Annotated in this window: 18 protein-coding genes; 9 read left to right on the forward strand and 9 right to left on the reverse strand. The window is 61.4% G+C overall.

The window, feature by feature from the left end:
• Positions 1-109: 109 nt before the first annotated feature.
• The 7 genes from D8U61_RS04155 to D8U61_RS04190 all read right to left on the reverse strand — a co-directional run bounded on the left by D8U61_RS04155 (position 110) and on the right by D8U61_RS04190 (position 11369).
• Entirely contained in the window at positions 110-1639 is a 1530-nt protein-coding gene (locus tag D8U61_RS04155; protein WP_024013426.1) for a DHA2 family efflux MFS transporter permease subunit, read from the reverse strand.
• A gap of 219 nt (positions 1640-1858) precedes the next feature.
• Complete coding sequence (locus D8U61_RS04165) at positions 1859-3061, reverse strand: HlyD family efflux transporter periplasmic adaptor subunit (RefSeq protein ID WP_130926463.1); 1203 nt, start codon at positions 3059-3061, stop codon at positions 1859-1861.
• Positions 3062-3076: 15 nt separating this feature from the next.
• On the reverse strand, positions 3077-4546 hold the full coding sequence (locus tag D8U61_RS04170; protein WP_130926464.1) for an efflux transporter outer membrane subunit: 1470 nt from the start codon (positions 4544-4546) through the stop codon (positions 3077-3079).
• On the reverse strand, positions 4536-5018 hold the full coding sequence (locus tag D8U61_RS04175) for a MarR family transcriptional regulator (RefSeq protein WP_024013429.1): 483 nt from the start codon (positions 5016-5018) through the stop codon (positions 4536-4538). The genes D8U61_RS04170 and D8U61_RS04175 overlap by 11 nt, the downstream gene beginning before the upstream one ends.
• Positions 5019-5253: 235 nt before the next feature.
• On the reverse strand, positions 5254-8928 hold the full coding sequence (locus D8U61_RS04180) for a translocation/assembly module TamB domain-containing protein (RefSeq protein WP_130926465.1): 3675 nt from the start codon (positions 8926-8928) through the stop codon (positions 5254-5256).
• Complete coding sequence (locus D8U61_RS04185) at positions 8925-10652, reverse strand: autotransporter assembly complex family protein (protein ID WP_130926466.1); 1728 nt, start codon at positions 10650-10652, stop codon at positions 8925-8927. Before D8U61_RS04185 ends, D8U61_RS04180 begins: the two co-directional genes overlap by 4 nt.
• 66 nt (positions 10653-10718) lie before the next feature.
• On the reverse strand, positions 10719-11369 hold the full coding sequence (locus tag D8U61_RS04190; RefSeq protein ID WP_125927397.1) for a GNAT family N-acetyltransferase: 651 nt from the start codon (positions 11367-11369) through the stop codon (positions 10719-10721).
• 260 nt (positions 11370-11629) lie between these two features.
• Here D8U61_RS04190 and xthA point away from each other — a divergent pair, with 260 nt between their 5' ends.
• Both xthA and D8U61_RS04200 read left to right on the forward strand, forming a co-directional pair.
• Positions 11630-12442 (forward strand): exodeoxyribonuclease III, encoded by an 813-nt coding sequence (gene xthA / locus D8U61_RS04195; protein WP_073471316.1) that lies wholly within the window; start codon positions 11630-11632, stop codon positions 12440-12442.
• Between the two features lie 204 nt (positions 12443-12646).
• Positions 12647-13981, forward strand: a complete 1335-nt coding sequence (locus D8U61_RS04200) for a phosphate ABC transporter substrate-binding/OmpA family protein (protein ID WP_130926467.1) — start codon at positions 12647-12649, stop codon at positions 13979-13981.
• A gap of 76 nt (positions 13982-14057) precedes the next feature.
• Here the strand turns inward: D8U61_RS04200 and D8U61_RS04205 are convergent, their stop codons facing one another.
• A complete protein-coding gene (locus D8U61_RS04205) occupies positions 14058-15287 on the reverse strand; it encodes an acyl-CoA dehydrogenase (protein ID WP_130926468.1) in 1230 nt (409 codons plus the stop codon).
• A gap of 170 nt (positions 15288-15457) precedes the next feature.
• On the opposite strand from D8U61_RS04205, the gene D8U61_RS04210 reads away from it, so the two are divergent.
• The 3 genes from D8U61_RS04210 to D8U61_RS04220 all read left to right on the forward strand — a co-directional run bounded on the left by D8U61_RS04210 (position 15458) and on the right by D8U61_RS04220 (position 18030).
• Complete coding sequence (locus D8U61_RS04210; RefSeq protein WP_125927395.1) at positions 15458-16387, forward strand: LysR family transcriptional regulator; 930 nt, start codon at positions 15458-15460, stop codon at positions 16385-16387.
• 199 nt (positions 16388-16586) lie between these two features.
• Positions 16587-16985 carry a MerR family DNA-binding transcriptional regulator gene (locus D8U61_RS04215; RefSeq protein WP_016775309.1) on the forward strand — a complete coding sequence of 133 codons (399 nt, stop codon included), beginning with the start codon at positions 16587-16589 and terminating at the stop codon, positions 16983-16985.
• Positions 16986-17130: 145 nt separating this feature from the next.
• Positions 17131-18030: a hydroxymethylglutaryl-CoA lyase gene (locus D8U61_RS04220; protein ID WP_130926469.1), complete on the forward strand. Its 900-nt coding sequence runs from the start codon at positions 17131-17133 to the stop codon at positions 18028-18030.
• Positions 18031-18687: 657 nt separating this feature from the next.
• Here the strand turns inward: D8U61_RS04220 and D8U61_RS04225 are convergent.
• Positions 18688-20385, reverse strand: a complete 1698-nt coding sequence (locus D8U61_RS04225; protein ID WP_130926470.1) for an AMP-binding protein — start codon at positions 20383-20385, stop codon at positions 18688-18690.
• Between the two features lie 300 nt (positions 20386-20685).
• Here D8U61_RS04225 and D8U61_RS04230 point away from each other — a divergent pair, with 300 nt between their 5' ends.
• From D8U61_RS04230 to D8U61_RS04245, 4 genes are all read left to right on the forward strand, one after another.
• On the forward strand, positions 20686-21849 hold the full coding sequence (locus D8U61_RS04230) for an isovaleryl-CoA dehydrogenase (protein ID WP_024013438.1): 1164 nt from the start codon (positions 20686-20688) through the stop codon (positions 21847-21849).
• 107 nt (positions 21850-21956) lie between these two features.
• Entirely contained in the window at positions 21957-23561 is a 1605-nt protein-coding gene (locus D8U61_RS04235) for a carboxyl transferase domain-containing protein (RefSeq protein ID WP_130889190.1), read from the forward strand.
• A 120-nt stretch (positions 23562-23681) separates the two neighbouring features.
• Positions 23682-24494, forward strand: a complete 813-nt coding sequence (locus tag D8U61_RS04240) for a gamma-carboxygeranoyl-CoA hydratase (protein ID WP_130889191.1) — start codon at positions 23682-23684, stop codon at positions 24492-24494.
• Positions 24494-26443 carry an acetyl/propionyl/methylcrotonyl-CoA carboxylase subunit alpha gene (locus D8U61_RS04245; protein WP_130926471.1) on the forward strand — a complete coding sequence of 650 codons (1950 nt, stop codon included), beginning with the start codon at positions 24494-24496 and terminating at the stop codon, positions 26441-26443. Before D8U61_RS04240 ends, D8U61_RS04245 begins: the two co-directional genes overlap by 1 nt.
• Positions 26444-26485: the final 42 nt, after the last annotated feature.

The following is a 26485-nucleotide window of genomic DNA, read 5'->3' on the forward strand; positions in this document are numbered from 1 at the left end:
ACCCTGTGGGAGCGAGCCTGCTCGCGAATGCAATGTGTCACTCAGCAGTCGAGTGTCTGACACACCGCTTTCGCGAGCAGGCTCGCTCCCACAGGTGCTGCGTTTCAGGTTAATGCCCGCTGGCAGCAGGCCCGGCCTTGGCGGCAAACGGCGGTTTCGCCAGCCATACAATCAAAATCAGCCCCATGAATCCCCACCCTAGCAACGTGAAGTAATCCACGGTCGAAAGCATGTACGCCTGGCTGGTGAGGATCTGATCCATCTGCGCATACGCCGACTGGCTCGCCCCGCCCAACTGATTCAAGGTCTCGCGGGTGGCTGGCTCGAACGTGCTGATGCTTTCGCTCATATACGCATGATGCTGATCGGCCCGGCGAATCCAGATCCAGGTGGTCAGCGAGGCCGCGAAGCTGCCGCCCAGTGTCCGCAGGAAAGTCGCCAGGCCTGCGCCGTCAGCGATCTGGCTCGGCGGCAAGTCCGACATCAGAATGCTCAGGGTCGGCATGAAGAACAGCGCCACACCGATACCCATGAACAACTGCACCAGAGCGATGTGCTGGAAGTCGACTTCGTTGGTGAACTCGGCACGCATGAAGCAGCTCAGGCCGATCGCCAAAAATGCAATGCCGGCGAGCAGACGCAGATCGAACTTGTGCGCGTATTTGCCGACAAACGGCGACAGCAGCACCGGCAGAATCCCGATCGGCGCCACGGCAAGTCCCGCCCAGGTCGCGGTGTAGCCCATTTGCGTCTGCAACCACTGCGGCAGAATCAGGTTGATGCCGAAGAAGCCGGCATAACCCAGCACCAGCACGAGCGTGCCGATGCGGAAGTTGCGATGGGCGAACAGGCGCAGGTTGACCACCGGATGGCGGTCGGTCATTTCCCAGATCACGAACACCGCCAGGGCGACCACGGAAATCGCCGCGCCGACAATGATGAAATTCGACTCGAACCAGTCCAGGTCATTGCCCTTGTCGAGGATCACCTGCAACGCGCCAACGCCAATGATCAGCGTGATCAGACCGACGTAATCCATTGGCTGGCGACTGGTCACCACCGGCCGTTTCGCCAGTTGCGAACGCACCACCATCACCGCAAAGATGCCGATCGGCACGTTGATAAAGAAGATCCACGGCCAGCTGTAACTGTCGGTGATCCAGCCGCCGAGAATGGGACCTGCAATCGGCGCGACCACCGTGACCATCGCCAACAGCGCCAGGGCCATCCCGCGTTTCGCCGGCGGATACACCGCGATCAACAGCGTCTGCGTCATCGGGTACAGCGGCCCGGCGACCAGGCCTTGCAGCACGCGAAAGCCGATCAGCTCAGGCATCGAAGTCGAGATACCGCAGAGAAACGACGCCAGTACAAACAGCATCGTCGCCCACAGAAACAGCTTCACCTCGCCGAAGCGGCGGCTCAGCCAACCGGTCAGCGGCAGCGCAATCGCGTTGCTCACGGCGAACGAGGTGATGACCCAGGTGCCCTGCTCCGAACTCACCCCGAGGTTGCCGGAAATCGTCGGCAACGCCACGTTGGCGATGGTCGTGTCGAGCACTTGCATGAACGTCGCCAGCGACAGGCCGATGGTGCTGAGCAACAGGCTGGGCGGCGTGAAAGAAGCGTTATTGCTCATTGTGAATCCTATGAAACCTGATGGTCGCTGCGGCCTGATGAACACAGCCGGCCCTGTGGTAGCAGGCCCTTGTGGCGAGGGGATTTATCCCCGCTGGGTCGCGAAGCGGCCCCTCTTTTGGCTCAGGAAAAGCGGGCCTGCTGCGCAGTCCAGCGGGGATAAATCCCCTCGCCACAGATAACCCCTCACCACAGAGCCTGCTTCTGATCCGGTGTGCTCTCAGCGCTGTGCGGTCTTGCCTGCTGCTGCGCTGTTGTCGTGAATCAACTGGGCAATCATCGCGTCCGCTTCGGCCAGTTGGCGGTCATACACATTGGTGCTGAACGAGGCTTTTTGCGGCGGTTGCTGGGCCAGCACCGGGCCGCTCTGGTCGTGCAGATTGACCTCGACATTGGTCGACAGACCGACACGCAGCGGGTGCTTGGCCAGTTCTTCGGCATTGATGTGGATACGCACTGGCACGCGCTGGACGATCTTGATCCAGTTACCGGTGGCGTTCTGTGCCGGCAGCAAGGCAAATGCGCTGCCGGTACCGGCGCCGAGGCTGTCGACGGTGCCGCTGTATTTCACGTCGCCGCCATAAATATCGGCCTCGATATCGACAGGCTGACCGATGCGCATGTCACGCAGTTGGGTTTCCTTGAAGTTGGCATCGATCCACAGCTGATCCAGCGGAATCACCGCCATCAGCGCGGTGCCCGGCTGCACACGCTGACCGAGCTGCACGGTGCGCTTGGCGACGTAACCGGTGACCGGCGCGATCAAGGTGCTGCGAGCATTGGTCAGGTAGGCCTGACGCAGATCGGCAGCCGCCGACATTACGTCCGGATGGGACGAGACCACGGTGTCGTCGACCAGTGCGCTGGTGGTTTTCAGTTGCTGTTTGGCGTTGGCCAGAGCGTTCTGCGCCGAGGTCAGGTCGTCGCGGGCGTGGGACAGCTCTTCCTGGGAAATCGCCCCGCCCTGGGCGAGATTTTTCCGCCGATTGTAGTTGTCCTGGGCTTTCTGCACTTCGGCCTGCTGCGCGTTGACCTGAGCTTTCATGCCGTCGACGTTGCTATACAGGCCGCGCACCTGACGCACGGTGCGCGCCAGTTTGGCCTTGGCACTTTGCAGGCCGACTTCGGCATCGTTGGGGTCGAAGTTGACCAGCACCTGGCCTTCCTGGACCAGATCCCCGTCATCGGCGCCGATGCTGACCACGGTGCCGGTGACCAGCGGCGTGATTTCCACGACGTTGCCATTGACGTAGGCATCGTCGGTGCTTTCGTTAAAGCGCCCGATGAACTCGTGATAGGCCCAGACGCCGGCAATGGCGAGCAGGACCACCACGGCGAGGGCCAGCAGCATCACCTTGCGTTTGCGCGGGTTGCCGGTGTCCGGTGTGTTGTCTTGAGCTTGGGTGTTTTCGGCAGTGGCCATGACAAATACCTTGAATTATGGGTGCGACGAGGCTGGGCTGGCGTTGGCTGCGTTCAGGTTTTCACCCTGAAAGCCGCCGCCCAGCGCTTGCATCAGTTGAATCGACAGGTCGATCTGCTCGGCATTGAGGGTCGCCAGCTGACGCTGGGCCTGGAGCAATTGCTGCTCGATGCTGAGCACGTCCAGGTAGTTGCCGATGCCGGATCCGTAACGCTGGACGACGGTGTTGTAAGAATCCTGAGCAATGTCGGTGGCGTGTTGCTGCGCGCCGATCTGCCGGCCGATATCGCGCAGCTGATTGATGGTATCGCCGACATCGCCGAGGGCTTTCACCAGACTTTTGTTGTACTGCGCCACCGCCAGATCGTAATCGGCGTCGCGCGCATCGAGGTTGGCGCGCAAGCGTCCGCCATCGAAAATCGGCAGCGACACGGTCGGCGCGATGTTGAAGAAGCGACTGGCCGAGCCGAACATCGCATCACCCAGCAACGACTCGGCGCCGGCCGAGGCCGACAGATTGAGGTTGGGATAGAAACGGGTTTTCGCCGCATCGATGTCTTTGCTCGCCGCCTCGACACGCCAGCGCGCCGCGACCAGATCCGGGCGGCGTCCGAGCAGTTCCGCCGGCAACACCGACGGCACCGCCACGGCGCTGGCTTGCAGGACTTTCGGTCGAGCGATTTCGTTGCCACGATCCGGGCCTTTGCCGAGCAATACCGCCAAGGCGATTTTCGCGCTGTTCAGGCGTTTTTCCGCGTCGATCAGGCTGGCCTGAGAACTGGCTTCCAGACTCTGGGTCTGCTGGAACTGGTACTGGCTGTCGATCCCCGAACTCAAGCGGCGCTGGCTGAGGTCGAGCATTTGCCGGGTGCGCTTGAGGTCTTCGCTGGCGAGGTCGTAAACGATGTGCGCCTGACCGAGATCGCTATACGCACGGGCGACGTCAGCGGCAAGTGTCAGCTGCGCGGCCTGACGATCGACTTCAGCAGCGCGAGCCTCGCCGAGGGCGGCTTCCCAGGCATCGCGCTGACCGCCCCACAAATCGAAGTTGTAATTGAAACCGGCGCTGACATTGCGCACCGTCGCATAGGCGCCGCCCTGCCCCAGCGGATCCTGATCACGAGCCAGCCGCGAACGGCTGATGCCGGCGCTGGCGTCGAGGGTCGGATAACGCTCGGCATCGGCGGCATGGGCGGCGGCACTGGCCTGATGGGCGCGGGCTGCGGCGATCTGCATGTCCGGGCTGTCGTGCAGGGCTTCGCGGATCAGGCCGTCGAGCTGCGGATCGCCGAGGCTGCTCCACCAATCGCTTTTCGGCCACGCCGCTGGCGACAGGGTGATGCCATCGAGAGACTGCGCTGTCTTCAGGCTCTTCGCGTCGAGGCGCTGGCCTTCGGTGTCGAGGCCGCTGTAATTGGCGCAACCGGCGAGGATCATCGCCGATAGCAACAGCGTCAGGCTGCTGCGCAAAGTGTTAGCGCTCATTGTGATCACCTAGACGCTGGATGGTGATCGGATCACCGGCGGCCAGCAGGATTTTCTTCAGGATGTATTCCAGGGTTTTCAGCTCTTCGCGGGAGATCGCGCCGGCCAGTTCATTCATCGCATCGGCACCGATGTGCGGCAGGCGATCAGCCAGTTGCTGGCCCTGCTCGGTCAGTTTCAACTGCACCTGTCGCCGGTCGCCTTCGCTGCGCTGGCGAATCAGAAAAGCCTTCTGCTCGAGGCGATCGAGCATGCGCGTCATCGACCCGCTGTCCAGCGACAGATGGCGGCACAGCTCGGCCGGGGTATCGACGCCGAACTGGGCCATGATGATCAACACCTTGAACTGCGCGGCGGTGATGCCGTGGGGTTCCATGTGGGTGTCGATGATCCGGTCCTTGAGCAACGCGGCACGGCCGAGCAACAGGCCGAGGTGGCAATGTTTGAATTCTTCCGGGGTGAAATGCTTCATGGGTCGACCTGATAACTGCCTAGGCAGTGAATGTATGTCGAGATGTTACTGCTTAGGCAGCGAATGTCAACGCAATAGTTAGGGGGCTTGGTAATTTATTGACAAGTGAACTGGGTTTTATTGCGTGCGCAACCGCATTCGCGAGCAGGCTCGCTCCCACAGGGAAAACGCGTTCCAATGTGGGAGCGAGCCTGCTCGCGAAGGGTGCGACTCGGTTCAAATGAGCAGGTGCGCTCTAGAAATCCCGCTTGTAGAAAATATCCAGCGAACTCGCCACGCCGCTTGCCGCTTCGACGTAGACCTTCTTGCTCAGCTTGTAGCGCAGGGCGATGGTGCTGGCCGGTTCGAAGACGCCGACGCCGTAGCGCAGGCTGAGTTTTTCCGAGATGTTGCCGCTGGCGACGACGCTGGTGTCGTTGCCGCTGCCTTGGGTGTCGAGTTGGAAGTCCTGAATACCCAGATCCTTGGCCAGGCCGCTGGTGATCCCGGCGCTGCCCATCAGACCCAGACCCAATGCCGCTTGCGCGAGCATGTTGTTGTCTTCGCCGCTGGTGCTCAGCGGACGGCCCAGCACCAGGTACGACAGCGCCTGTTCCTGACTCATCGCCGGTTCGGAGAAGATCTGCGTGGTTGGCTGTTCGGCGCTGCCGCTCAGGCGAATACCGGCGATGACGTCGTCGGTCTGGCGGATCGCTTCGATGTCCAGATACGGCTGGTCAATCGGGCCGGCGAACAACAGGCGCGCACGCCGCACCGTCAGGCGCTGGCCATAGGCGCGATAGCGGCCGTCGTTGAGCCAGAGTTCGCCACGGGTGTCCATGTTGTCGCCGATGTGCACCTGACCTTGCAGATTCGCGGTCAGGCCGAAACCGGCAAAGCTCAGCTTGTCCTGGCCGACGATCACGTTGATGTCCATTTTCATCGCGATCGGTGGTTTGCCCTCTTCGGTCTGCGCGCCAACGATGATCGTGTCGTCGGAGACTTTTACCGTCGATGGCGGCAGTTCGCGCACGGTGATTTCGCCTTTCGGCACCAGTACCTTGCCGGCAACTTTCAGCTCATCGCCGGCCATGGAAATCTTCAGGTCCGGGGCCATTTCCAGTTTGGCGTAGGGTTCGACGCTGACCGGCAATTGCGAGCCCTTGAGCGCCAGATCGACCACCAGTGCCTGACCCCAGGCGACGTTGCCGTTGAGGCTGCCCTTGCCAGTCTTGCCGCTGTTCCAGCCACCGTCCAGGCGCACCGATTCGCCGGCGATCGCTGCAGTCAGTTGCAGATTCTGCAGCTCCATCGGCAGTTCGGCGCCGGACACTTCGCCGTCGCTGAGCTGCACGGTGCCGTTGACCAGCGGTGCGAGCAGGCCACCGGAAATAGTGCCGCTGCCGTTGAGCCGGCCGGTGAGTTTTTCCACCATCGGCACGAACGGCCGCGCCACCGATAGATCGAGGCCGGAAAGGCGGAACGAGCCGCTCAGCGGTTTGTTTTTCGGCAGCGGATTGAGCTGCGCCTGGACCAGCAATTCGCCGAGTTTGCCGCCGACAAAATTGAGCTCGGTGTCAACGCGCTTGGGCGTGAGCTTGCTGCTGAGTTTGAGGGTCTGGTAGGGGAAATCCAGCCACTGATCCTTGTCGCGCACGCGCAGGGTGCCGCCGCTGGCATCGACACTGACCACGCCGTTCGGGCCGCTCGCCGGCAAGTCCAGTTGCAGATCGGCGTTGAGTCGGCCCTGCCAGGCGAAGTCCTTGGGCAGCCACTGCGCAAGGCTTTCGATCGGGAATTGCTTGAGGTGATAACGCAGCTTCGGCTCGGGCATCAGGCGCTGGTCTTCGCCACACAGGCTGGCGTTGCCGGACAGCCAGCAATGCGCGCCGAAATTGATCTGGCCGTCCGCCAGGCGTTCCAGCTTGGCCGGGCTTTGCAGCTTCCAGTCCTGACCACCGGCCTGAATGTCGCCACTGGCCAAGCGTCCGCGCCAGTTGCCCTTGTCGAGATTGCCGTCCAGACCCAGCGCCAGTTTCAGCTTCGGTCCGATCAGGTCGAGGTTGAGTTTCTGGCTTTTGATATCGCCCTGAGCACTGGCGGTCAGGGTGCCGAGCGAGGTGTCGCCGGTCTGAATGCCGCTGCCTTTGAGATTGATCTTCGCCCGCTGCGCGCTGTCGAGCGTGGCGTCGAGGTTGAGGCTTTGCAGGCGATTGTCCTGGAAAGCCAGTTGCGAACCTTGCAGATCAAGCTTGCCCTGTGGCGCCTTCAGCGTACCGGCGACGTTGACCTGACCGTTGACCTGCCCGCGCAATTGCGGCCAGAGCTGGGCCAGACGCGGCAGCTTGATGTCGATCTGCCCGCCGAGTTTGTCCTGCAGGCTGCCCTTGCCGTTGATGCTGTTATCGCCGAGGCGGATCTGCAGAGCGTTGAGGTTCCAGCGCTCGCCCGCGCCGTCAGCCTTGGCCTGCAGAATCGCCGGTTGGCCGCGCAGTTTGCCTTTAAGGTCGAGGTCGGCGCTGAGGCTGAGCTGATCATTCTTCATCTCGCCTTTGCTCTGCAACGGCCCGGCCAGCGTACCCGGCAGCTCCGCGACCCAGTACGCCGGGTTGAGCGCCGACAGGTCCAGCGCGGTATCCCAGGCGATGCCGTCGGCGAAGCGCACATTGACGTGCCCTTCGGCCTTGCCCTGCCCGGCCTGCATGACCAGTTGCGGCAAGGCGATCTGTTCCAGACTGCCGCTGAACGGACTGCTCAGGGTGAACGCCCCCGCCGGGCCATCCAGCGCAGCGTCGAAATTACCGAGGTACTGGCCGTCGGTGTAGGACACTTCGCCGGTGAAGGTACGCAACATCACTTGCGGCTCGTCGATTTCCGGATAAAGCCGATGCCACGGGAAGTCTTGCCAGTTGATATTGGCCTGAGCGCTGAGGCCCTTGCTCCAGTCGACGTTGCCGGTGAGCTTGAGGCTTTGCTTGTCGTTGGCCGTCAGATCAAGACCGGCGATCTGCGCACCATTGGCGTCGACCTTGCCTTTGAGCAGCAGCGCCACTGGCGATTTTTCGGCGGGCAGCGTGGCGTTGCCGAGCAGTTGATAACCGTTTTTCAGGTCGCCTTCGCCCGTGAGCACAAGCTGATTGAATTGCAGGGTGTCCGGCAGATCGGCGCTGGGTTTGAACGCGTCGCTGGTGATGCGCACCTTGGCCGGCAGGTTTTCCGCCAGCGCTTGCAGTTCACCGTTCAACTGGCCGTCGAGGTAGCCACGGCTGTCGGCGTGCAGGTTGAGGGTTTTCAGCAGATCGCCTTCAACTTTCAGCGCCAGCGTCCACGGCTCGCTGCCGGGAGACGGCAAAGTCAAATCGCCCTCAATCGTCAGCGGCCAGTTGCCGCTCGGTTGCAGCAGGCCGGACAGGTTCAGGCTGAGCTCGTCGCGCTGCAATTTCACGCTGTCGATCTGCAGGCCCTGAGCGGTCCAGTGCGCCGCCAGTTGCAAGCCCTTGAGCTGTTCGCTGCCGTTGAACAACAGGCTGCCGACTTCGACATCGCCCAGTTCAATGGCCAACGGCAATTGCAGGTCCGGCAGTGTGATCGGGCCGCTCTCGGTGGTTTCTTCGCTCGGCGGGAATTGCAGGATCACCTGCTCGGCCTTGAGCTGATCGATGCACAAGGTCATGCGCGTCAGGCACAGTGGCGACCAGGCGAAGATCGCCTTGTTCAGCTCGACTCGGCTGGTGTCCTGCTGCCACACCAGGTGATCGGCGCTCCATTGCCCAGCGAGGCGACCGTGGAAATTTTCCACGCTCAGGCCCGGCACCAGGCCCAGCGCCCAACGACTGCCGGCCTGCGTGCCAAGCAGTGCGGCCAGGCTCAAGACGATCAACAAGACCAGCGCCAACAAAGTCAGCGCTGTTATTTTCACACCACGCTTCACAGCTCAGGCCCCATGGAAAAATGCAGCCGGATGCCGCCGTCGTCGTCCAGCGCGTGGGCCAGGTCAAGGCGGATCGGCCCGACCGGCGAGACCCAGCGCACACCCACACCGACCCCGGTCTTGAGGTCGGGCAGTTCAAGTTTGTTGAAAGAGTTGCCCTGGTCGACGAAGGTCGCGACCCGCCATTTTTCGGCGATCGAGTATTGATACTCGACGCTGCCAGCCACCATGTAGCGACCGCCAATCCGTTTGCCATCGGAATTTGTCGGCGACAGGCTCTGATAGTCGTAACCGCGCACGCTCTGATCGCCACCGGCAAAAAAGCGCAGCGATGGCGGAATCGAGTTGTAGCCGTTGGTGGCGCTGCCGCCGACCTGCACGCGGCCGAGCAAGCGGTGCTTGTCGAACACCGTGGTCAGGCCTTTGACCAGCGCGGTGCCATATAAAAGGTTGTTGTCCGAACCGAGGCCTTCCTTGGCGACTTTGCTTTCGAAGCTCAGGCGATAGCCGTTGCGCGGGTCGATGCGGTTGTCGCTTTTGAGGTACGAATAACTGATGCCGGGCATCAGCAACGTGCTCAGGCCGGAGTCGTCGCCGAGTTCGTATTCTTCACGTTGCCATTTCAGCGAGATCACCCGCTGCCAGCCGCTGGGCAACTTGCTGTGCCATTCCGGGCCGAAGGTCAGCAGTTTGCTGAGGGTGTCGGAGCCTTCGATGTCTTCGAACTGATAGCCGCCGGCCCAGCGCAGTTTGTCGGTCAACGGCGGGTCGAGCGGAATATCATAGAACAGCCCGACGTTTTGGCGTGGCGCGGAAAGCTCGGCTTCCCAGCCATAGCTGTCGCCCTGCGGGTTGACCCAGTGACGCGTCCAGTTGGCCTTGATCCGTGGGCCGACGTCGGTCGAATAACCGAGGCCCAGGCCCATCGTGCGCGGCTTGCGCGTGTCGAGTTTGACGGCGACCGGAATCACATCGTTCTGCGCTGCCGTCGGTGCGGCATCGACGCGCACGCCTTCGAAATAGCCGCTCGATTGCAGGTCGCGATTAAGTTCGGCGATCAGTTCCGAATCGTAGGGTTCGCCTGCCTTGAACGGCACCATGCGTTGCAGCAGGTCTTCGTCGAACGGCGTGTCGCCCTCGAAACTGACTTTTCCCAGCGCATAACGCGGGCCGCTGTCGTAGATCAATTCGATGTCAGCCACGCCCGCGCGGGGATCGACCATGAGTTTCTGGCTGGTGAAATGACCGCTGAAGTAACCGAAGCGCGAGGCCTGGTTCTGGATCACCCGTTTGGCGTCTTCGTAACGGCCATGGTTGAGCACGGCGCCGGACTTGAGCAGGTCGCTTTTCGGTACGCGAAAGGATTTCAGCGAGGCCGCCGGGCCGTCGACGCGCACGGTGACGTTGCGCAGGCGAATCGGCTCGCCGGGATCGATGTTCAGCACCAGACGCGGTTTTTCCCCGCCCTTGACGTCACTGTCGATCTGCGGCTGATAGTAGCCCAGCGCCTGCGCCGCTTTGCGCGCCTGCTCTTCGGCACCGCGACTGAAACGCAGCAAGGCTTCTTCGTCGCGATCGCCGAGGCTGCCGATATAGCCTTCTATATTGGCCTTGAGTTCATCGTTGGACGGCTTGATCCGTACATCCAATTCACTTTGCGCCAGCGCCGCGCAGCTGGATAACAGCATCAGCACGCCGCTGGTAAATCTTCGTGGAAACTTCATAGGCGCGGATGCTATCACGGGCTCGGGAGCCTGATAGAACAGGTAATTTGTGAAGAAGTTCGATCGTTATCCCGTTGCTGTTTGTAACACCTGCGGATTGGTGTGGAAAAATACGTGTTCGCGCACCGGCCCGACGGCAACCTCGCCGATCTCCTGATAACCCTGCCTTTTATAGAATTCCAGGTAGCGCGGGTTGCCGGTGTCGAGCACCACCCCTTGCGAGGTTTCATCGACCGCGCACCAGTTGTGCACGGCGGTGAGCAACTGTTCGCCGTAGTGCTTGCCCTGAAACTGCGGATGCACACCGAGCAACGGCAGCATGTGCACCGAGTCACCCGGCACGCATGCGGCGACGGCATCGTGGTATTCCAGATAACGCCGGGTGCAGCGAAAACCGGTGCTGAGCACCATGCGCAAGCGCCACGCCCAGCTTTCGGTAACGCCCAGGCGCCGTTGCGGCGGTGCGATCAGGGCAATGCCGATCAAGCGATCGTTGACCAACAGGCCGATCGCCGGCAGGTCCTGGAGAAAATGCTGTTTGACCAACTCGCGCACCGTCGCGCGCACGCGCTGTTCGTAGCCGGGACGCTCGGCTTCGAACAGGTAGCCGAAGGTCGGCTCGTGGCGATAGGCCTGATACAGCAACGAGCGGGCTTCGCGTGAATAGCCGCGGTCGAGCATGTGGATGTCGGCAACGGCGGACTGGGTTTCAGGCATTGCAGTGATTCTCCCCGGGGGCGCGCTCGGAGGCTGGCGCGCTTGTTGGTACGAACCTTGGGCGGGTGATGTGGTTCCCCTGACAGGTATAGACCAAGTCGGGATCTTCATCGATCTTGCCGGCCTCTTCGCGAGCAGGCTCGCTCCCACAGAGGCGCTGCATAGGGCATCACAAATCCCACAGGCCAAAATGATTTGTCCCACACTGGCCCATCTTCCCCATGTCAGCTAGCATCGCCCTTTTGCCAGGACTGCCGACCATGAAGATTGTTTCCTTCAACATCAACGGACTGCGTGCCCGTCCGCATCAGCTGGCAGCGCTGATCGAAAAACATCAGCCCGACGTGATCGGCCTGCAGGAAACCAAGGTCCACGACGACCAGTTCCCCCACGAAGACATCCGCGCCCTCGGTTACCACGTGCACTTCCATGGCCAGAAGGGCCATTACGGTGTCGCCCTGCTCTCGCGCAACGAACCGATCGCCATCCATAAAGGCTTTGCCACTGACGAAGAAGACGCGCAGCGGCGCTTTATCTGGGGCACTTTTGCCGATGCCAACGGCGTGCCGGTGACGATCATGAACGGCTATTTCCCACAAGGTGAAAGCCGTGACCATCCAACCAAATTCCCTGCCAAGGAGCGTTTCTACAGCGACCTGCAAGCGCTGCTGGAAAGCCAGTTCCACAATGAACAGCCACTGGTGGTGATGGGTGATGTGAACATATCCCCGGAAGACTGCGACATCGGCATCGGCCCGGACAACATGAAGCGCTGGCTGAAAACCGGCAAATGCAGCTTCCTGCCGGAGGAGCGCGAGTGGATGGCGCGCCTGAAGAACTGGGGCCTGACCGACAGCTATCGGCACCTCAACCCCGACGTGAGCGACATGTTCAGCTGGTTCGACTATCGCAGCCGTGGTTTCGAAGATGAGCCGAAGCGTGGCCTGCGCATCGATGTGATTCTGGCGTCCCATGGCCTGCTGCCACGGGTCAAGGATGCCGGCGTGGACTACGAACTGCGCGGCATGGAAAAACCATCGGACCATGCGCCGATCTGGCTTGAGCTGGCCTGATCCGCGAGTTGCCTGAGATCCCTGTGGGAGCGAGCTTGCTCGCGAAGGCGGAGTGTCAGTAATCAGATATGTTGCTGATACGCCGCCTTCGCGAGCAAGCTCGCTCCCACAATTGATATTTACACCCTTCAACCCCTGTCATATTTCGGTCACGCGCCTGACTTAATCTCCCCGGCAATCCCCTTGGCTTGATTCGGTGCCGGCATGACCCTGCGTGTTCTCTGCGTTTTCCTGTTGAGTGGCTGGCTGTCGGTGTCCGCCGCCGCCCTGCCGATCCCCGAAAACGGCCCGGCATTACGCATTCAGGGCTCCAACACCATCGGCGCCGAACTCGGCCCGGCGCTGGTCGAAGGCCTGTTGCAGGAACAAGGCCTGCTGAAAATCCACCGCGAAACCCCGGACACCGCCAACGAACAACGCATCGTTGGCCAGACCGCACAAGGGCAACGCGTGATCATCGAAGTCGCCGCCCACGGTTCCAGCACTGGCTTCACTGCATTGAAAAACGCCAGCGCCGATCTGGCCGCCTCTTCCCGTGAGATCAAGGACAGCGAACTGCTTGCCCTGCAAGCCCTCGGCGATCTGAAAAGCCCGGCGGCCGAGCAAGTCATTGCCATCGACGGCCTGGCGATCATCCTCAACCCGGCCAACCCGCTTGAGCAGTTGAACACCGAGCAACTGGCGCGGATTTTTGCCGGCGAAGTGAAAACCTGGGAAGAGCTCGGTAGCCGTGGCGGCGCCATTCATTTATATGCGCGGGATGATCAGTCCGGGACGTACGACACGTTCAAGGAACTGGTCCTGAGCCGGCGTGGGAAAAGTCTCAGCAGCGCGGCGAAGCGTTTCGAATCCAGCGAGCAGTTGTCCGACGCGGTCAGCGCCGATCCGCAAGGTATCGGCTTCATCGGCTTGCCTTACGTGCGTCAGGCCAAAGCCGTGGCGATTGGCGATGGCGCCTCGCAAGCGATGTTGCCGCTGAACAGTCTGATCGCCACCGAAGATTATCCGCTGTCGCGGCGCTTGTTCTTTTATCTGCCGCCGGACAGCCGCAATCCGTGGGCGCAGGCGTTGGCAACGTTCGCGCAAAGTCCACAGGGTCAGGGGATCGTCGCGACTAGCGGTTTTATCAGCCAGACCGTACAAGCCATGAGCGTGACGCCGAATGCGCTGATGCCCGAGGGTTACCAATCCCTCAGCCGGCATGCTCAGCGTCTGACAGTGAATTTTCGTTTTGCCGAGGGCAGCGCCAGTCTGGACAACAAGGCGCGGCAGGATCTGGCGCGGGTGCTCGACTATATAAAGCACAATGGCAAGACCGAGCGGGCGGTGACGCTGGTGGGGTTTGGTGATTTGAAGGATGACCCGGCGCGGGCTGATCTACTGTCGAAGCTGCGAGCAATGGCGGTGCGGCGCGAGCTGGTCAAAAACGGTGTGGTCATGCGCGAAGTACGCGGCTTTGGTGCGCTGATGCCGGTGGCGACCAACAGCGCGGATGAAGGGCGGATCAAGAATCGGCGGGTTGAGGTTTGGGTGTATTGATCCTGACGCCTGATCGTTCCCATGCTCCGCGTGGGAACGATCAGACTGAGGGGAATGCGAATGAGGCTACTCGGTATTACTGGCCGCTGCGCAGCATCTCCTTCGGCACATACTTGCCGATCTCGAACTTGCCAATCGCCGCGCGGTGCACTTCGTCCGGGCCGTCGGCCAGACGCAGGGTGCGCTGCATGGCATACATATAGGCCAGCGGGAAATCGTTCGACACCCCTGCCCCGCCGTGCATCTGAATCGCCCGGTCGATCACCCGTAAGGCCACGTTCGGCGCGACGACTTTGATCTGCGCAATCTCGCTTTTCGCCACTTTGTTGCCGACGGTGTCCATCATGTACGCCGCTTTCAACGTCAGCAGACGCGCCATGTCGACTTCCATCCGCGAGTCGGCGATCTTGTCGATGTTGCCGCCCAGACGCGCCAGCGGTTTGCCGAATGCGGTGCGACTCACCGAGCGTTTGCACATCAGTTCCAGCGCACGTTCGGCCATGCCGATCGAACGCATGCAGTGGTGAATCCGCCCTGGGCCAAGGCGACCCTGGGCGATTTCGAAGCCGCGTCCTTCACCGAGCAGGACGTTTTCGTACGGCACCCGCACGTTATCGAACAGCACTTCGGCGTGACCGTGCGGTGCGTCGTCGTAACCGAACACCGGCAGCGGCCGGACGATCTTCACCCCGGGGGTATCGACCGGCACGAGGATCATCGAGTGCTGGGCGTGACGCGGCGCGTCGGGGTTGCTCAGGCCCATGAAGATCAGAATCTTGCAGCGCGGATCGCAAGCGCCGGAAGTCCACCATTTCTTGCCGTTGATTACCCACTGATCGCCGTCACGCACAGCTCGGGCGGCCATGTTGGTTGCGTCGGAAGACGCCACATCCGGCTCGGTCATGGCGAACGCGGAACGGATCTCGCCGCGCAGCAGCGGCTCGAGCCAGCGCTGTTTCTGTTCTTCATTGGCGTAGCGCACCAACACTTCCATGTTGCCGGTGTCCGGCGCCGAGCAGTTGAACGGCTCCGGCCCCAGCAGGGAACGGCCCATGATTTCCGCCAATGGCGCATATTCGAGGTTGCTCAGGCCGGCGCCCAGCTCGGACTCAGGCAGAAACAAATTCCACAGCCCTTCAGCCTTGGCCTTGGCCTTGAGCTCTTCCATGATCGCGGTCGGCTGCCAGCGATCGCCCTCGGCGACCTGGCGTTCGAACACCGCTTCGGCCGGGTAAACGTAAGTGTCCATGAACGCAGTCACGCGCTCACGCAGTTCCTGAACCTTGGGCGAATAAGCGAAATCCATGGGTAGTTACCTTCTCGGGCAGAGGTTGTTCAAGTCATGCAATCGATGCTAGAACAGCGCTGATCATTTACCTAGCCTATTCTCGGCGTGTATAAACATTCATCACCAATATATGATCCGCTGATCGTCAGCCCAAAACACTTGCACTTAATAACAAGAGAAGCCGCGTTATGAATCTGAGCAAGGTCGACCTGAACCTTTTCATCGTCTTCGACGCGATCTACACCGAAGCCAACCTGACCCGCGCCGGGCAGATTGTCGGGATCACCCAGCCGGCGGTGTCCAACGCGCTGGCGCGGTTGCGCGAAACTTTCAACGACCCGCTCTTCGTGCGTACCGCTCAGGGCATGGTGCCCACGCCGATGGCGCAGAACATCATCGGCCCGGTGCGCAACGCCCTGTCGCTGCTGCGCGTATCGGTGCAGGAAAGTCGCATCTTCAACCCGGCGCAGGCGGTCAAGACCTACCGCATCAGCATGACCGACCTGACGGAAGCAATCATTCTGCCGCCACTGTTCCAGCGCCTGCGCCGCCTCGCGCCAACGGTGATCATCGAAAGCTTTCTGTCGAAACGCCGGGAAACCACCAAGGAACTCGCGGCCGGGCGTCTGGATTTCGCCGTGGATGCGCCGCTCAACACCGACCCGCAGGTGCGCCACGTCAAGCTGATGGACGACCGTTACGTCTGCGCCATGCGCAAGGGCCACCCACTGGCGGGCAAGGAAAAACTCAGCCTCGACGACTACCTGTCGCTGACCCACATCCATATTTCCAGCCGCCGCAGCGGTCTGGGTTATGTCGATCTGGCGCTGGGCAAAATGGGCATCCAGCGCAAGATCGCCCTGCGCTCGCAGCACTATTTGATGGCTTCGCAAGTGATGCAGCAGACCGACATGGTCATGACCGTGCCGGAACGCTTCGCCCGCCGCCATGATTTGCAGTCGTTCAATTTGCCGGTGAATGATGTGCCCTCGGTGGAAACGCATTTGTACTGGCACGAAAGCACCGACCAGGACCCGGCCAACCGCTGGATGCGCGAGCAGATGATCGAGTTGTGCCAGCAGGTGACGGCGCAGGAGAAGAAGCTGGAGAAGGTGTAGGGCTTTTTTACCGCGTTATCGTTCTTCGCGAGCAGGCTCGCTCCCACAATGAATTGCATTTCATCTGAAGGAACGCGGTCGAATGTGGGAGCGAGCCTGCTCGCGAAGAGGCCTGTACAGACACCCCAAAACCATCCCGCTTGACGTAAACGTAAACCACCGATTAGCTTAGCGCCATGCCCCTTTTCCGAGCGCTTTCATGAGCAGTCAGACCTACAGCATTTCCGACCTCGCCCGCGAGCTGGACATCACCACCCGGGCGATCCGTTTTTATGAAGAGCAAGGCCTGCTCAGCCCCGAGCGTCGTGGCCAGGAACGGATCTATTCGCCGCGCGACAAGGTCACTCTGAAGCTGATCCTGCGCGGCAAGCGCATCGGTTTTTCCCTGGCCGAATGCCGCGAGCTGATCGAACTCTACGACCCGTCCGGCGGTAACACCAAACAGCTCAACAGCATGCTGGCGAAAATCAGCGAACGTCGCGAACAGCTCGAACAGCAGTTGCTCGATATCGAACAGATGAAGCTCGAGCTGGACACAGCCGAAGAGCGCTGTGTGCAGGCGCTGGAGCAGACGCTCAAGAGCCAGCAGGCGATCTAGCAAATATTGGTGCCCCTGTGGGAGCGAGCCTGCTCGCGAATGCATTCTGTCATCCAACATTAACGGTGACTGATCCACCGCTTTCGCGAGCAGGCTCGCTCCCACAGGGTTCTTCGTGAACTCAAAAAACAGGCAGGTCCCGCCCATGTCCCTCCCCTCCCAAGTACGCCTGATCGAAGTCGGCCCGCGCGATGGCCTGCAGAACGAAGCCCAGCCGATCAGCGTCGCTGACAAGGTGCAACTGGTCGATGCCCTGAGTGCCGCCGGGCTTGGCTACATCGAAGTCGGCAGTTTCGTCTCGCCGAAATGGGTGCCGCAGATGGCCGGATCCGCCGAAGTGTTCGCGCAGATCCAGCGCAAACCCGGCGTGACCTACGGCGCACTGGCGCCGAACCTGCGCGGCTTTGAAGACGCGCTTGCCGCCGGGGTCAAGGAGGTCGCGGTGTTCGCCGCCGCCTCCGAGGCGTTCTCGCAGCGCAACATCAATTGCTCGATCAGCGAAAGCCTGGCGCGGTTTGCGCCGATCATGGAGGCGGCGAAACAACACGGCGTTACCGTGCGCGGTTACGTTTCCTGTGTGCTGGGCTGTCCGTATGAAGGCACGGTCGCGCCGGAGCAAGTGGCGATGGTCGCGCGCGAACTGTACGCGATGGGCAGCTATGAAGTGTCGCTGGGCGACACCATCGGCACCGGCACGGCCGGCGCGACCCGGCGCCTGTTCGAGGTGGTCTCGGCGCAGGTGCCACGGGACAGACTCGCCGGGCATTTCCACGACACCTATGGCCAGGCCATGGCCAACATCTACGCCAGCCTGCTCGAAGGCATTGCGGTGTTCGACAGCTCTATCGCCGGCCTCGGCGGCTGCCCGTACGCCAAAGGCGCGAGCGGTAACGTTGCCACCGAGGACGTGGTGTACCTGCTCAATGGCCTGGGCATCGAGACCGGTATCGACCTGGACGCCTTGATTGCCGCGGGCCAGCAGATCAGCGCAGTGCTTGGCCGCCCGAGCGGTTCGCGGGTGGCGAAGGCGCGCAGCGCGCAGTGAGGTGTTACCGCTGCGTCAGCGATGTGGGCAAAAGCGAGTAACACGGAAACAAATTGTCTGGCTTTGCCTGGAGTCGAAAAAGCCTGAAAAAGTTAAGCCATTGATTTTCAAAGGTTTTTAAAAGTTGGCACGACACCTGCTATCTCTATCGCATAACAAGAATAAAAAGCCGCAAACCAATAAAAACAAGACGAAACGACTCTGACATAACAAGAACAACACGGCAGAGACGCAGCTAACAGATTTTTTTGGAGAAGGTGTGCTTTTCAGGGTGCTCTCAGGAGTGACCCGCAACCGGGCAGAGAACAATAAAACTACCTTCAGGTAGCTCCCGAATCGGTTGGATCGTTAAACGAGAAAGCAGATCAGCGCTCAAAAAAATACGTTTGCTCTTGACCCCGGATGGGGGTCGCCAAAAAGCTGTACAGGGCCACGGTTGCCAAAAACAACAACAGACCGACCCTCAATAATAAAAAGAGCACGCAACGACAAATTAAAGGGGAGCTTCGGCTCCCCTTTGTGCTTTCTGCGATTCGTCTCTCTATCACTGCACCCCTGTGGGAGCGAGCCTGCTCGCGAAAACGGTGTGCCAGACACATTTGCGCTGAATGACACACCGCATTCGCGAGCAGGCTCGCTCCCACAGAAGTTTTGTGATTATCCCTCGATTGTTTTCAGCTCCTCGATACTGATCTCGCGCATCCTGAATTTCTGGATCTTCCCCGTCACCGTCATCGGAAACGCGTCGACGAATTTGAAGTAACGCGGTGTCTTGAAATGGGCGATGCGTTCCTTGCACCAGGCTTGCAGCTCCAGCTCCGAGGCGCTATGGCCGGGGTGGAATTTGATCCAGGCGACGATTTCCTCACCGTAGCGCGAGCACGGAATACCGATCACCTGCACGTCGGCCACCGCCGGATGGGTGAAGAAAAACTCCTCCAGCTCACGGGGATAAACATTCTCGCCGCCACGAATGATCATGTCCTTGTTACGCCCGGCGATGTTGACGTAACCCTCCTCGTTCATGCTCGCCAGGTCGCCGGTGTGCATCCAGCCGGCCTCATCGATGGCTTCGGCGGTGGCCTGCGGGTTGTTCCAGTAACCGAGCATCACGCTGTAACCGCGCGTGCACAATTCGCCAATGGTGCCGCGCGGCACGAGGTTGCCGGCGGTGTCGATGATCTTGCTTTCCAGTTGCGGCTGGGTGCGCCCGACCGTGGTGACGCGCAATTCCAGCTCATCCGCCGGCCCGGTCTGCAACGATACCGGACTGGTTTCGGTCATGCCGTAGGCGATCTGCACTTCGCTCATGTGCATCTCGTTGATCACCCGGCGCATGACCTCGATCGGACAAGTGGCGCCGGCCATGATCCCGGTGCGCAGGCTCGACAGGTCGAAGGTCTGCCGCTGCGGCTGATCGAGCATGGCGATAAACATGGTCGGCACACCGTACAGCGCCGTGGCTTTTTCTTCGGCCACCGCTTGCAGGGTCAGCGCCGGATCGAAAGCGTCGTTGGGGTAAATCATCGTGCTGCCATGGGTGACGCAACCGAGGTTGCCCATGACCATGCCGAAGCAGTGATACAGCGGCACCGGAATCACCAGACGATCGGCAGCCGTCAGGCCGAGGCTTTCGCCGACCATGTAACCGTTGTTGAGAATGTTGTAGTGACTGAGGGTCGCGCCTTTGGGGAAACCGGTGGTGCCGGAGGTGTACTGGATGTTCACCGGTTGATCGAAATGCAGGCTGGCACTGCGTTCACGCAATTGATCGGGCGAGACGCTGACCGCCAGATCGCTGAGCTGCGACCACGGCAGAAAACCGGGCGGCGGATTGGCATCGAGGCTGATCACGCCGCGCAGCTCCGGTAGGCGTTCGCTGCGCAGCTGACCGATGGCGTGCTCGGCAAATTCTGGCGCCAGGCTCTGGAGCATTGCGTGATAATTCGAGGTCTTGAACGCTCCGGCACAGACCAGCCACTGGCAGCCGGATTGCTTGAGCACGTACTCGAGTTCGGAGCTGCGATAGGCCGGATTGATGTTGACCAGGATCACGCCGATCTTCGCCGTGGCGAACTGGGTAATGCACCACTGCGCGCAATTCGGCGCCCAGATGCCGAGGCGCTCGCCGGTCTGCAAGCCCAGTGCGAGCAAGGCCCTGGCCTGCTCATCCACCGCGTCGGCCAGTTGCCGCCACGAATACCGCAGCCGTTGATGGCGCACCACCAACGCCTCGCCGTCCGGGTGTTGCGCGACAGTCTGATCGAAGCGCTGACCAATGGTCATCGCCAGCAGGGCGTGGTCCTGAGAGCCACGGCTGTAGCTGCGCTGCGGGTTTGCACTGGGTTGATCCATGACGACCCCTATTGTCTTTATTAGTGGGTTTTCCCGGTTTTGAATCCCTGTGGGAGCGAGCCTGCTCGCGAATACGCTGCGTCATTCACCCTTTAGGGCGACTGATACAGCGCTTTCGCGAGCAGGCTCGCTCCCACCAGAAACAAACCGATATCTGATCCTGAACTGCCCTTACTCTCGCCCAAGTTGACGCTTACGTAAAGCCGATTGACAGTCCAACTGTGGAAGCTTTACGTTAACGTAAAGCTGAGCGCCGATTCGTCGTGCGCTCCACCCGATAAAAAAGCCAAAAGGTGCCACATGAGCTATCCATCCCTGAATTTCGCCCTCGGTGAAACCATCGACATGCTGCGCGATCAGGTGCAGTCCTTCGTCGCCGATCAGATCGCCCCGCGTGCCGCGCAGATCGACCACGACAACCTGTTCCCCGCCGACATGTGGCGAAAATTCGGTGACATGGGCCTGCTCGGCATCACCGTGCCGGAAGAGTACGGCGGCGCGGGTCTGGGTTATCTGGCGCACGTAGTGGCGATGGAAGAAATCAGCCGTGGCTCGGCGTCGGTGGCGTTGTCCTATGGCGCGCACTCCAACCTCTGCGTCAACCAGATCAACCGCAACGGCAACCACGAACAGAAAACTAAATACCTGCCGAAGCTGATCAGCGGCGAGCACGTCGGCGCGCTGGCGATGAGCGAGCCCAACGCCGGTTCCGACGTGGTCTCGATGAAACTGCGCGCCGACAAACGCGGCGACCGCTTCGTCCTCAACGGTAGCAAAACCTGGATCACCAACGGTCCGGACGCCAATACCTACGTGATCTACGCCAAGACCGACCTGGAAAAAGGCCCCCACGGCATCACCGCGTTCATCGTCGAGCGTGACTGGAAAGGCTTCAGCCGCAGCAACAAGTTCGACAAGCTCGGCATGCGCGGCTCCAACACCTGCGAGCTGTTTTTCGATGACGTCGAAGTACCCGAGGAGAACATTCTCGGCGTGCTCAACGGTGGCGTGAAAGTGCTGATGAGCGGCCTCGATTACGAGCGCGTGGTGCTCTCCGGCGGCCCGACCGGGATCATGCAGTCGTGCATGGACCTGATCGTGCCGTACATCCACGACCGCAAGCAGTTCGGCCAGAGCATCGGCGAATTCCAACTGATCCAGGGCAAAGTCGCCGACATGTACACCCAGCTCAACGCCAGCCGCGCTTATCTGTACGCGGTGGCCCAGGCCTGCGAGCGCGGCGAAACCACGCGCAAGGACGCGGCCGGAGTGATCCTCTACACCGCCGAACGCGCCACGCAAATGGCCCTCGACGCGATCCAGATTCTCGGCGGCAACGGCTACATCAACGAATTCCCCGCCGGCCGCCTGCTGCGCGACGCCAAGCTCTACGAAATCGGCGCCGGCACCAGCGAGATCCGCCGCATGCTGATCGGCCGCGAACTGTTCAACGAGACGAAATGAATTTCGTCAGCTGCAAGGCGCAAGCTACAAGCTGCAAGAGATCCACGCTCTTGCCCCAACTTGCAGCTTGCCGCTTGTAGCTAGAAGCTGCTTACGGAGTAAGCCCCATGATTCTGCACACTCAGCTCAACCCGCGTTCAGGGGAGTTCGCCGCCAACAGTGCGGCGATGCTCAAACAGGTTGACGCGCTGCACACCCTGCTCGCTCAAGTCGCGCAGGGCGGCGGTGTCAAAGCTCAGGAACGCCACACCTCGCGGGGCAAATTGCTGCCGCGCGAGCGCATCAATCGCTTGCTCGACCCCGGCTCGCCGTTTCTCGAAATCAGCCAACTTGCCGCCCATGCGGTTTACGGCGAAGACGTGCCGGCTGCCGGGGTGATCGCCGGCATCGGTCGCGTTGAAGGCGTTGAATGCATGATCGTCGCCAACGATGCGACGGTGAAAGGTGGCTCGTATTACCCGCTCACCGTGAAAAAACACCTGCGCGCGCAGACCATCGCCCAGCAGAATCGCCTGCCGTGCATCTATCTGGTGGATTCCGGTGGTGCCAACCTGCCGCGTCAGGACGAAGTGTTTCCGGACCGCGAGCACTTTGGGCGGATCTTTTTCAACCAGGCCAACATGAGCGCCATGGGCATCCCGCAGATCGCCGTGGTCATGGGCTCGTGCACCGCCGGCGGCGCGTATGTGCCGGCGATGGCGGACGAAGCGATCATGGTGCGCAACCAGGCGACGATTTTCCTCGCCGGCCCGCCGCTGGTGAAAGCCGCGACCGGTGAAGTGGTCAGCGCCGAAGACCTCGGCGGCGCCGATGTGCATTGCAAGACTTCTGGTGTGGCCGACCATTACGCCGAGAACGATGAACACGCCCTCGCCCTCGCCCGCCGCAGCGTCGCCAACCTCAACTGGCGCAAGCTCGGCGAGGTGCAGCAGCGCACGCCGATTGCGCCGCTGTACCCCAGCGACGAGTTGTACGGCGTGGTTCCGGCTGACGCCAAGCAGCCATTCGATGTGCGCGAAGTGATCGCGCGGCTGGTCGACGGTTCGGTGTTCGATGAATTCAAAGCGCTGTTCGGCACCACGCTGGTCTGCGGTTTCGCGCACTTGCACGGCTACCCGATCGCGATTCTGGCAAACAACGGCATCCTCTTCGCCGAAGCCGCGCAGAAAGGCGCGCACTTCATCGAACTGGCCTGCCAGCGCGGCATCCCGCTGCTGTTTCTGCAGAACATTACCGGTTTCATGGTCGGCCAGAAATACGAGGCCGGCGGCATCGCCAAGCACGGCGCGAAACTGGTGACCGCGGTGGCCTGCGCCAAAGTGCCGAAATTCACCGTGATCATCGGCGGCAGCTTCGGTGCCGGCAACTACGGCATGTGCGGGCGCGCTTACGATCCGCGTTTCTTGTGGATGTGGCCGAACGCGCGGATCGGCGTGATGGGCGCCGAACAGGCCGCAGGCGTTCTGGTGCAGGTCAAACGCGAACAAGCCGAACGCAGCGGTCAGGCGTTCAGCGCCGAGCAGGAGACCGAGATCAAGCAGCCGATTCTCGATCAGTACGAAGAACAGGGTCACCCCTACTACTCCAGCGCGCGGCTGTGGGACGACGGCGTCATCGACCCGGCGCAGACCCGCGACGTACTGGCCCTGGCCTTGTCCGCGTCGCTGAACGCGCCAATCGAACCGAGCCGCTTCGGCGTGTTCCGGATGTGATGTTTTTTTGTGGGAGCGAGCCTGCTCGCGAATGCGCTCTGTCAGGCAGCGGATAGATCGACTGATACCCCGCTTTCGCGAGCAGGCTCGCTCCCACAAGAACCGTGGAGACGGATGAATATGAGCGACTTCAATACCCTCGAACTGCAAAACGATCCACGCGGTTTCGCGACGCTGTGGCTCAACCGCGCCGAGAAAAACAACGCGTTCAACGCCGAGATGATCCGCGAACTGATCCTCGCCCTCGACAAGGTCGCCAGCGATTCGAGCCTGCGCTTCCTGCTGCTGCGTGGGCGCGGCAAGCACTTCAGTGCCGGCGCCGATCTGGCGTGGATGCAGCAATCGGCAGAACTCGATTACCACACCAATCTTGACGATGCCCGCGAGCTGGCCGAGCTGATGTACAACCTCGCCAAGCTGAAAATCCCCACGCTGGCGGTGGTTCAGGGCGCGGCGTTTGGTGGCGCGCTGGGCTTGATCAGTTGCTGTGACATGGCGATCGGCGCCGATGACGCGCAGTTCTGCCTGTCGGAAGTGCGCATCGGCCTGGCACCGGCCGTGATCAGCCCGTTCGTGGTGCAGGCGATCGGCGAGCGGGCGGCGCGGCGTTATGCGCTGACCGCCGAGCGCTTCAGCGGGCAGCGGGCGCGGGAGATCGGCTTGCTCGCCGAAAGCTATCCTGCGGCGGAACTGGAGCAACAGGTCGAACAGTGGATCGACAACCTGTTGCTCAACAGCCCGGCCGCGATGCGCGCCAGCAAGGACTTGCTGCGTGAAGTCGGCAACGGCGCGCTGACCCCGGCCCTGCGCCGCTACACCGAAAATGCCATCGCGCGGATTCGCGTCAGCCCTGAAGGCCAGGAAGGCTTGCGTGCCTTCCTGCAAAAACGCCCACCGAACTGGCAAGCCGCATCAACCAAGGAGTCGCGTTGATGAGCGCACCTGTGATTACCACCCTGCTGGTGGCCAACCGCGGCGAAATCGCCTGCCGCGTGATGCGCACCGCCAAGGCTCTGGGCCTGACCACCGTCGCCGTGCACAGCGCCACCGACCGTGATGCGCGGCACAGCCGTGAAGCCGATATCCGTGTGGATCTGGGCGGCAGCAAGGCTGCCGAGAGTTATCTGCAAATCGATAAATTGATCGCCGCCGCCAAGGCCAGCGGTGCCCAGGCGATTCATCCCGGCTACGGCTTTCTATCGGAAAACGCCGGATTCGCCCGCGCCATCGAAGGCGCCGGGCTGATCTTCCTCGGCCCGCCCGCCTCGGCCATCGATGCGATGGGCAGCAAATCCGCCGCTAAGGCGCTGATGGAAAAGGCCGGCGTGCCACTGGTGCCGGGCTATCACGGCGAAGCGCAGGACCTCGACACCTTCCGCGAAGCCTGCGAACGCATTGGTTATCCGGTGCTGCTCAAGGCCACCGCAGGTGGTGGCGGCAAAGGCATGAAAGTCGTCGAGGATGTCAGCCAACTCGCTGAAGCCCTCGCCTCGGCGCAGCGCGAAGCGCAATCATCGTTTGGCGACTCGCGGATGCTGGTGGAAAAGTATTTGCTCAAGCCGCGTCACGTGGAGATTCAGGTGTTCGCCGATCAGCACGGCAACTGCCTGTACCTCAACGAGCGCGATTGCTCGATCCAGCGTCGGCACCAGAAAGTCGTCGAAGAAGCCCCGGCGCCGGGTCTGACGCCCGAGTTGCGCCGGGCAATGGGCGAAGCGGCTGTGCGTTCGGCGCAGGCGATCGGTTATGTCGGCGCCGGCACCGTGGAGTTTTTGCTGGATGCGCGCGGCGAGTTTTTCTTCATGGAGATGAACACGCGGCTGCAAGTCGAGCACCCGGTGACCGAAGCAATCACCGGGCTGGATCTGGTCGCCTGGCAGATTCGCGTCGCCCGTGGGGAAGCGCTGCCGATCACCCAGGCGCAGGTGCCGCTCAATGGTCATGCGATCGAAGTGCGTTTGTATGCCGAAGATCCGGCGAATGATTTCCTGCCGGCCACCGGGCGTCTGGACTTGTACCGCGAATCGGCGCAGGGACCGGGGCGGCGGGTAGACAGCGGCGTTGAGGAAGGTGACGAGATATCGCCGTTCTACGATCCGATGCTCGGCAAACTGATTGCATGGGGTGAAGATCGCGAACAGGCGCGCTTGCGTCTGTTGAGCATGCTCGACGAGTTTGCGATTGGCGGGCTGAAGACCAACATCAATTTCCTGCGCCGGATCATCGCGCATCCGGCGTTTGCGGCGGCAGAGCTGGATACCGGGTTCATTCCGCGCTATCAGGAGCAATTGCTGCCAGCGCCGGGCGCGTTGAGCGATGAGTTCTGGCAAGCGGCGGCGCAGGCGTTTGCGCAGAGTCTGCCGAAGCATGCGCGGGCGGATGATCCCGCCTCCCCCTGGTCTTGCAGCAGTGGTTTGCGCGCAGGTTTGCCGGCGCAAATCACCTTGCACTTGAGCTGCGAGGGACAGGATCGCGCGTTGACCTTGAGAACTGCGGCCCATGCAAAACTGCTGGGCGAGGCGCTGACCATCGAGCATGACGGCGTGCGCCGCACATTGCGGGCGATTCGTCAGGGTGGCGCGTTGTATCTGGAATGGGACGGCGAGTTGCGGCGCATCGAAGCGTACGATCCGATCAGTGCCGTTGAAGCCAGCCACAGCCATCAGGGCGGTCTGACCGCGCCAATGAACGGCAGTATCGTGCGCGTGCTGGTCGAAAGGGGACAGTCGGTTGAGGCCGGGGCGCAACTGGTGGTGCTGGAAGCCATGAAGATGGAACACAGCATCCGCGCGCCGCACGCCGGTGTGATCAAAGCGCTGTATTGCCAGGAAGGCGATATGGTCAGCGAAGGCAGCGCTTTGGTTGAACTGGAAGAGGGATGAAATAAAAGGATCGACCCTCGCCTTGAGCGAGGATCGATCCGC

The organism is Pseudomonas sp. Sample_14 (assembly GCF_004307515.1).
Classification (GTDB): domain Bacteria; phylum Pseudomonadota; class Gammaproteobacteria; order Pseudomonadales; family Pseudomonadaceae; genus Aquipseudomonas; species Aquipseudomonas atacamensis.

What these genes read in the sequence shown, in the direction of transcription:
- D8U61_RS04155 (WP_024013426.1), bottom strand. Translation starts at nt 1,639, where the DNA reads ATGAGCAATAACGCTTCTTTCACGCCGCCCAGCCTGTTGCTCAGCACC.
- D8U61_RS04165 (WP_130926463.1), bottom strand. Translation starts at nt 3,061, where the DNA reads ATGGCCACTGCCGAAAACACCCAAGCTCAAGACAACACACCGGACACC.
- D8U61_RS04170 (WP_130926464.1), bottom strand. Translation starts at nt 4,546, where the DNA reads ATGAGCGCTAACACTTTGCGCAGCAGCCTGACGCTGTTGCTATCGGCG.
- D8U61_RS04175 (WP_024013429.1), bottom strand. Translation starts at nt 5,018, where the DNA reads ATGAAGCATTTCACCCCGGAAGAATTCAAACATTGCCACCTCGGCCTG.
- D8U61_RS04185 (WP_130926466.1), bottom strand. Translation starts at nt 10,652, where the DNA reads ATGAAGTTTCCACGAAGATTTACCAGCGGCGTGCTGATGCTGTTATCC.
- D8U61_RS04190 (WP_125927397.1), bottom strand. Translation starts at nt 11,369, where the DNA reads ATGCCTGAAACCCAGTCCGCCGTTGCCGACATCCACATGCTCGACCGC.
- xthA (WP_073471316.1), top strand. Translation starts at nt 11,630, where the DNA reads ATGAAGATTGTTTCCTTCAACATCAACGGACTGCGTGCCCGTCCGCAT.
- D8U61_RS04200 (WP_130926467.1), top strand. Translation starts at nt 12,647, where the DNA reads ATGACCCTGCGTGTTCTCTGCGTTTTCCTGTTGAGTGGCTGGCTGTCG.
- D8U61_RS04205 (WP_130926468.1), bottom strand. Translation starts at nt 15,287, where the DNA reads ATGGATTTCGCTTATTCGCCCAAGGTTCAGGAACTGCGTGAGCGCGTG.
- D8U61_RS04210 (WP_125927395.1), top strand. Translation starts at nt 15,458, where the DNA reads ATGAATCTGAGCAAGGTCGACCTGAACCTTTTCATCGTCTTCGACGCG.
- D8U61_RS04215 (WP_016775309.1), top strand. Translation starts at nt 16,587, where the DNA reads ATGAGCAGTCAGACCTACAGCATTTCCGACCTCGCCCGCGAGCTGGAC.
- D8U61_RS04220 (WP_130926469.1), top strand. Translation starts at nt 17,131, where the DNA reads ATGTCCCTCCCCTCCCAAGTACGCCTGATCGAAGTCGGCCCGCGCGAT.
- D8U61_RS04225 (WP_130926470.1), bottom strand. Translation starts at nt 20,385, where the DNA reads ATGGATCAACCCAGTGCAAACCCGCAGCGCAGCTACAGCCGTGGCTCT.
- D8U61_RS04230 (WP_024013438.1), top strand. Translation starts at nt 20,686, where the DNA reads ATGAGCTATCCATCCCTGAATTTCGCCCTCGGTGAAACCATCGACATG.
- D8U61_RS04235 (WP_130889190.1), top strand. Translation starts at nt 21,957, where the DNA reads ATGATTCTGCACACTCAGCTCAACCCGCGTTCAGGGGAGTTCGCCGCC.
- D8U61_RS04240 (WP_130889191.1), top strand. Translation starts at nt 23,682, where the DNA reads ATGAGCGACTTCAATACCCTCGAACTGCAAAACGATCCACGCGGTTTC.
- D8U61_RS04245 (WP_130926471.1), top strand. Translation starts at nt 24,494, where the DNA reads ATGAGCGCACCTGTGATTACCACCCTGCTGGTGGCCAACCGCGGCGAA.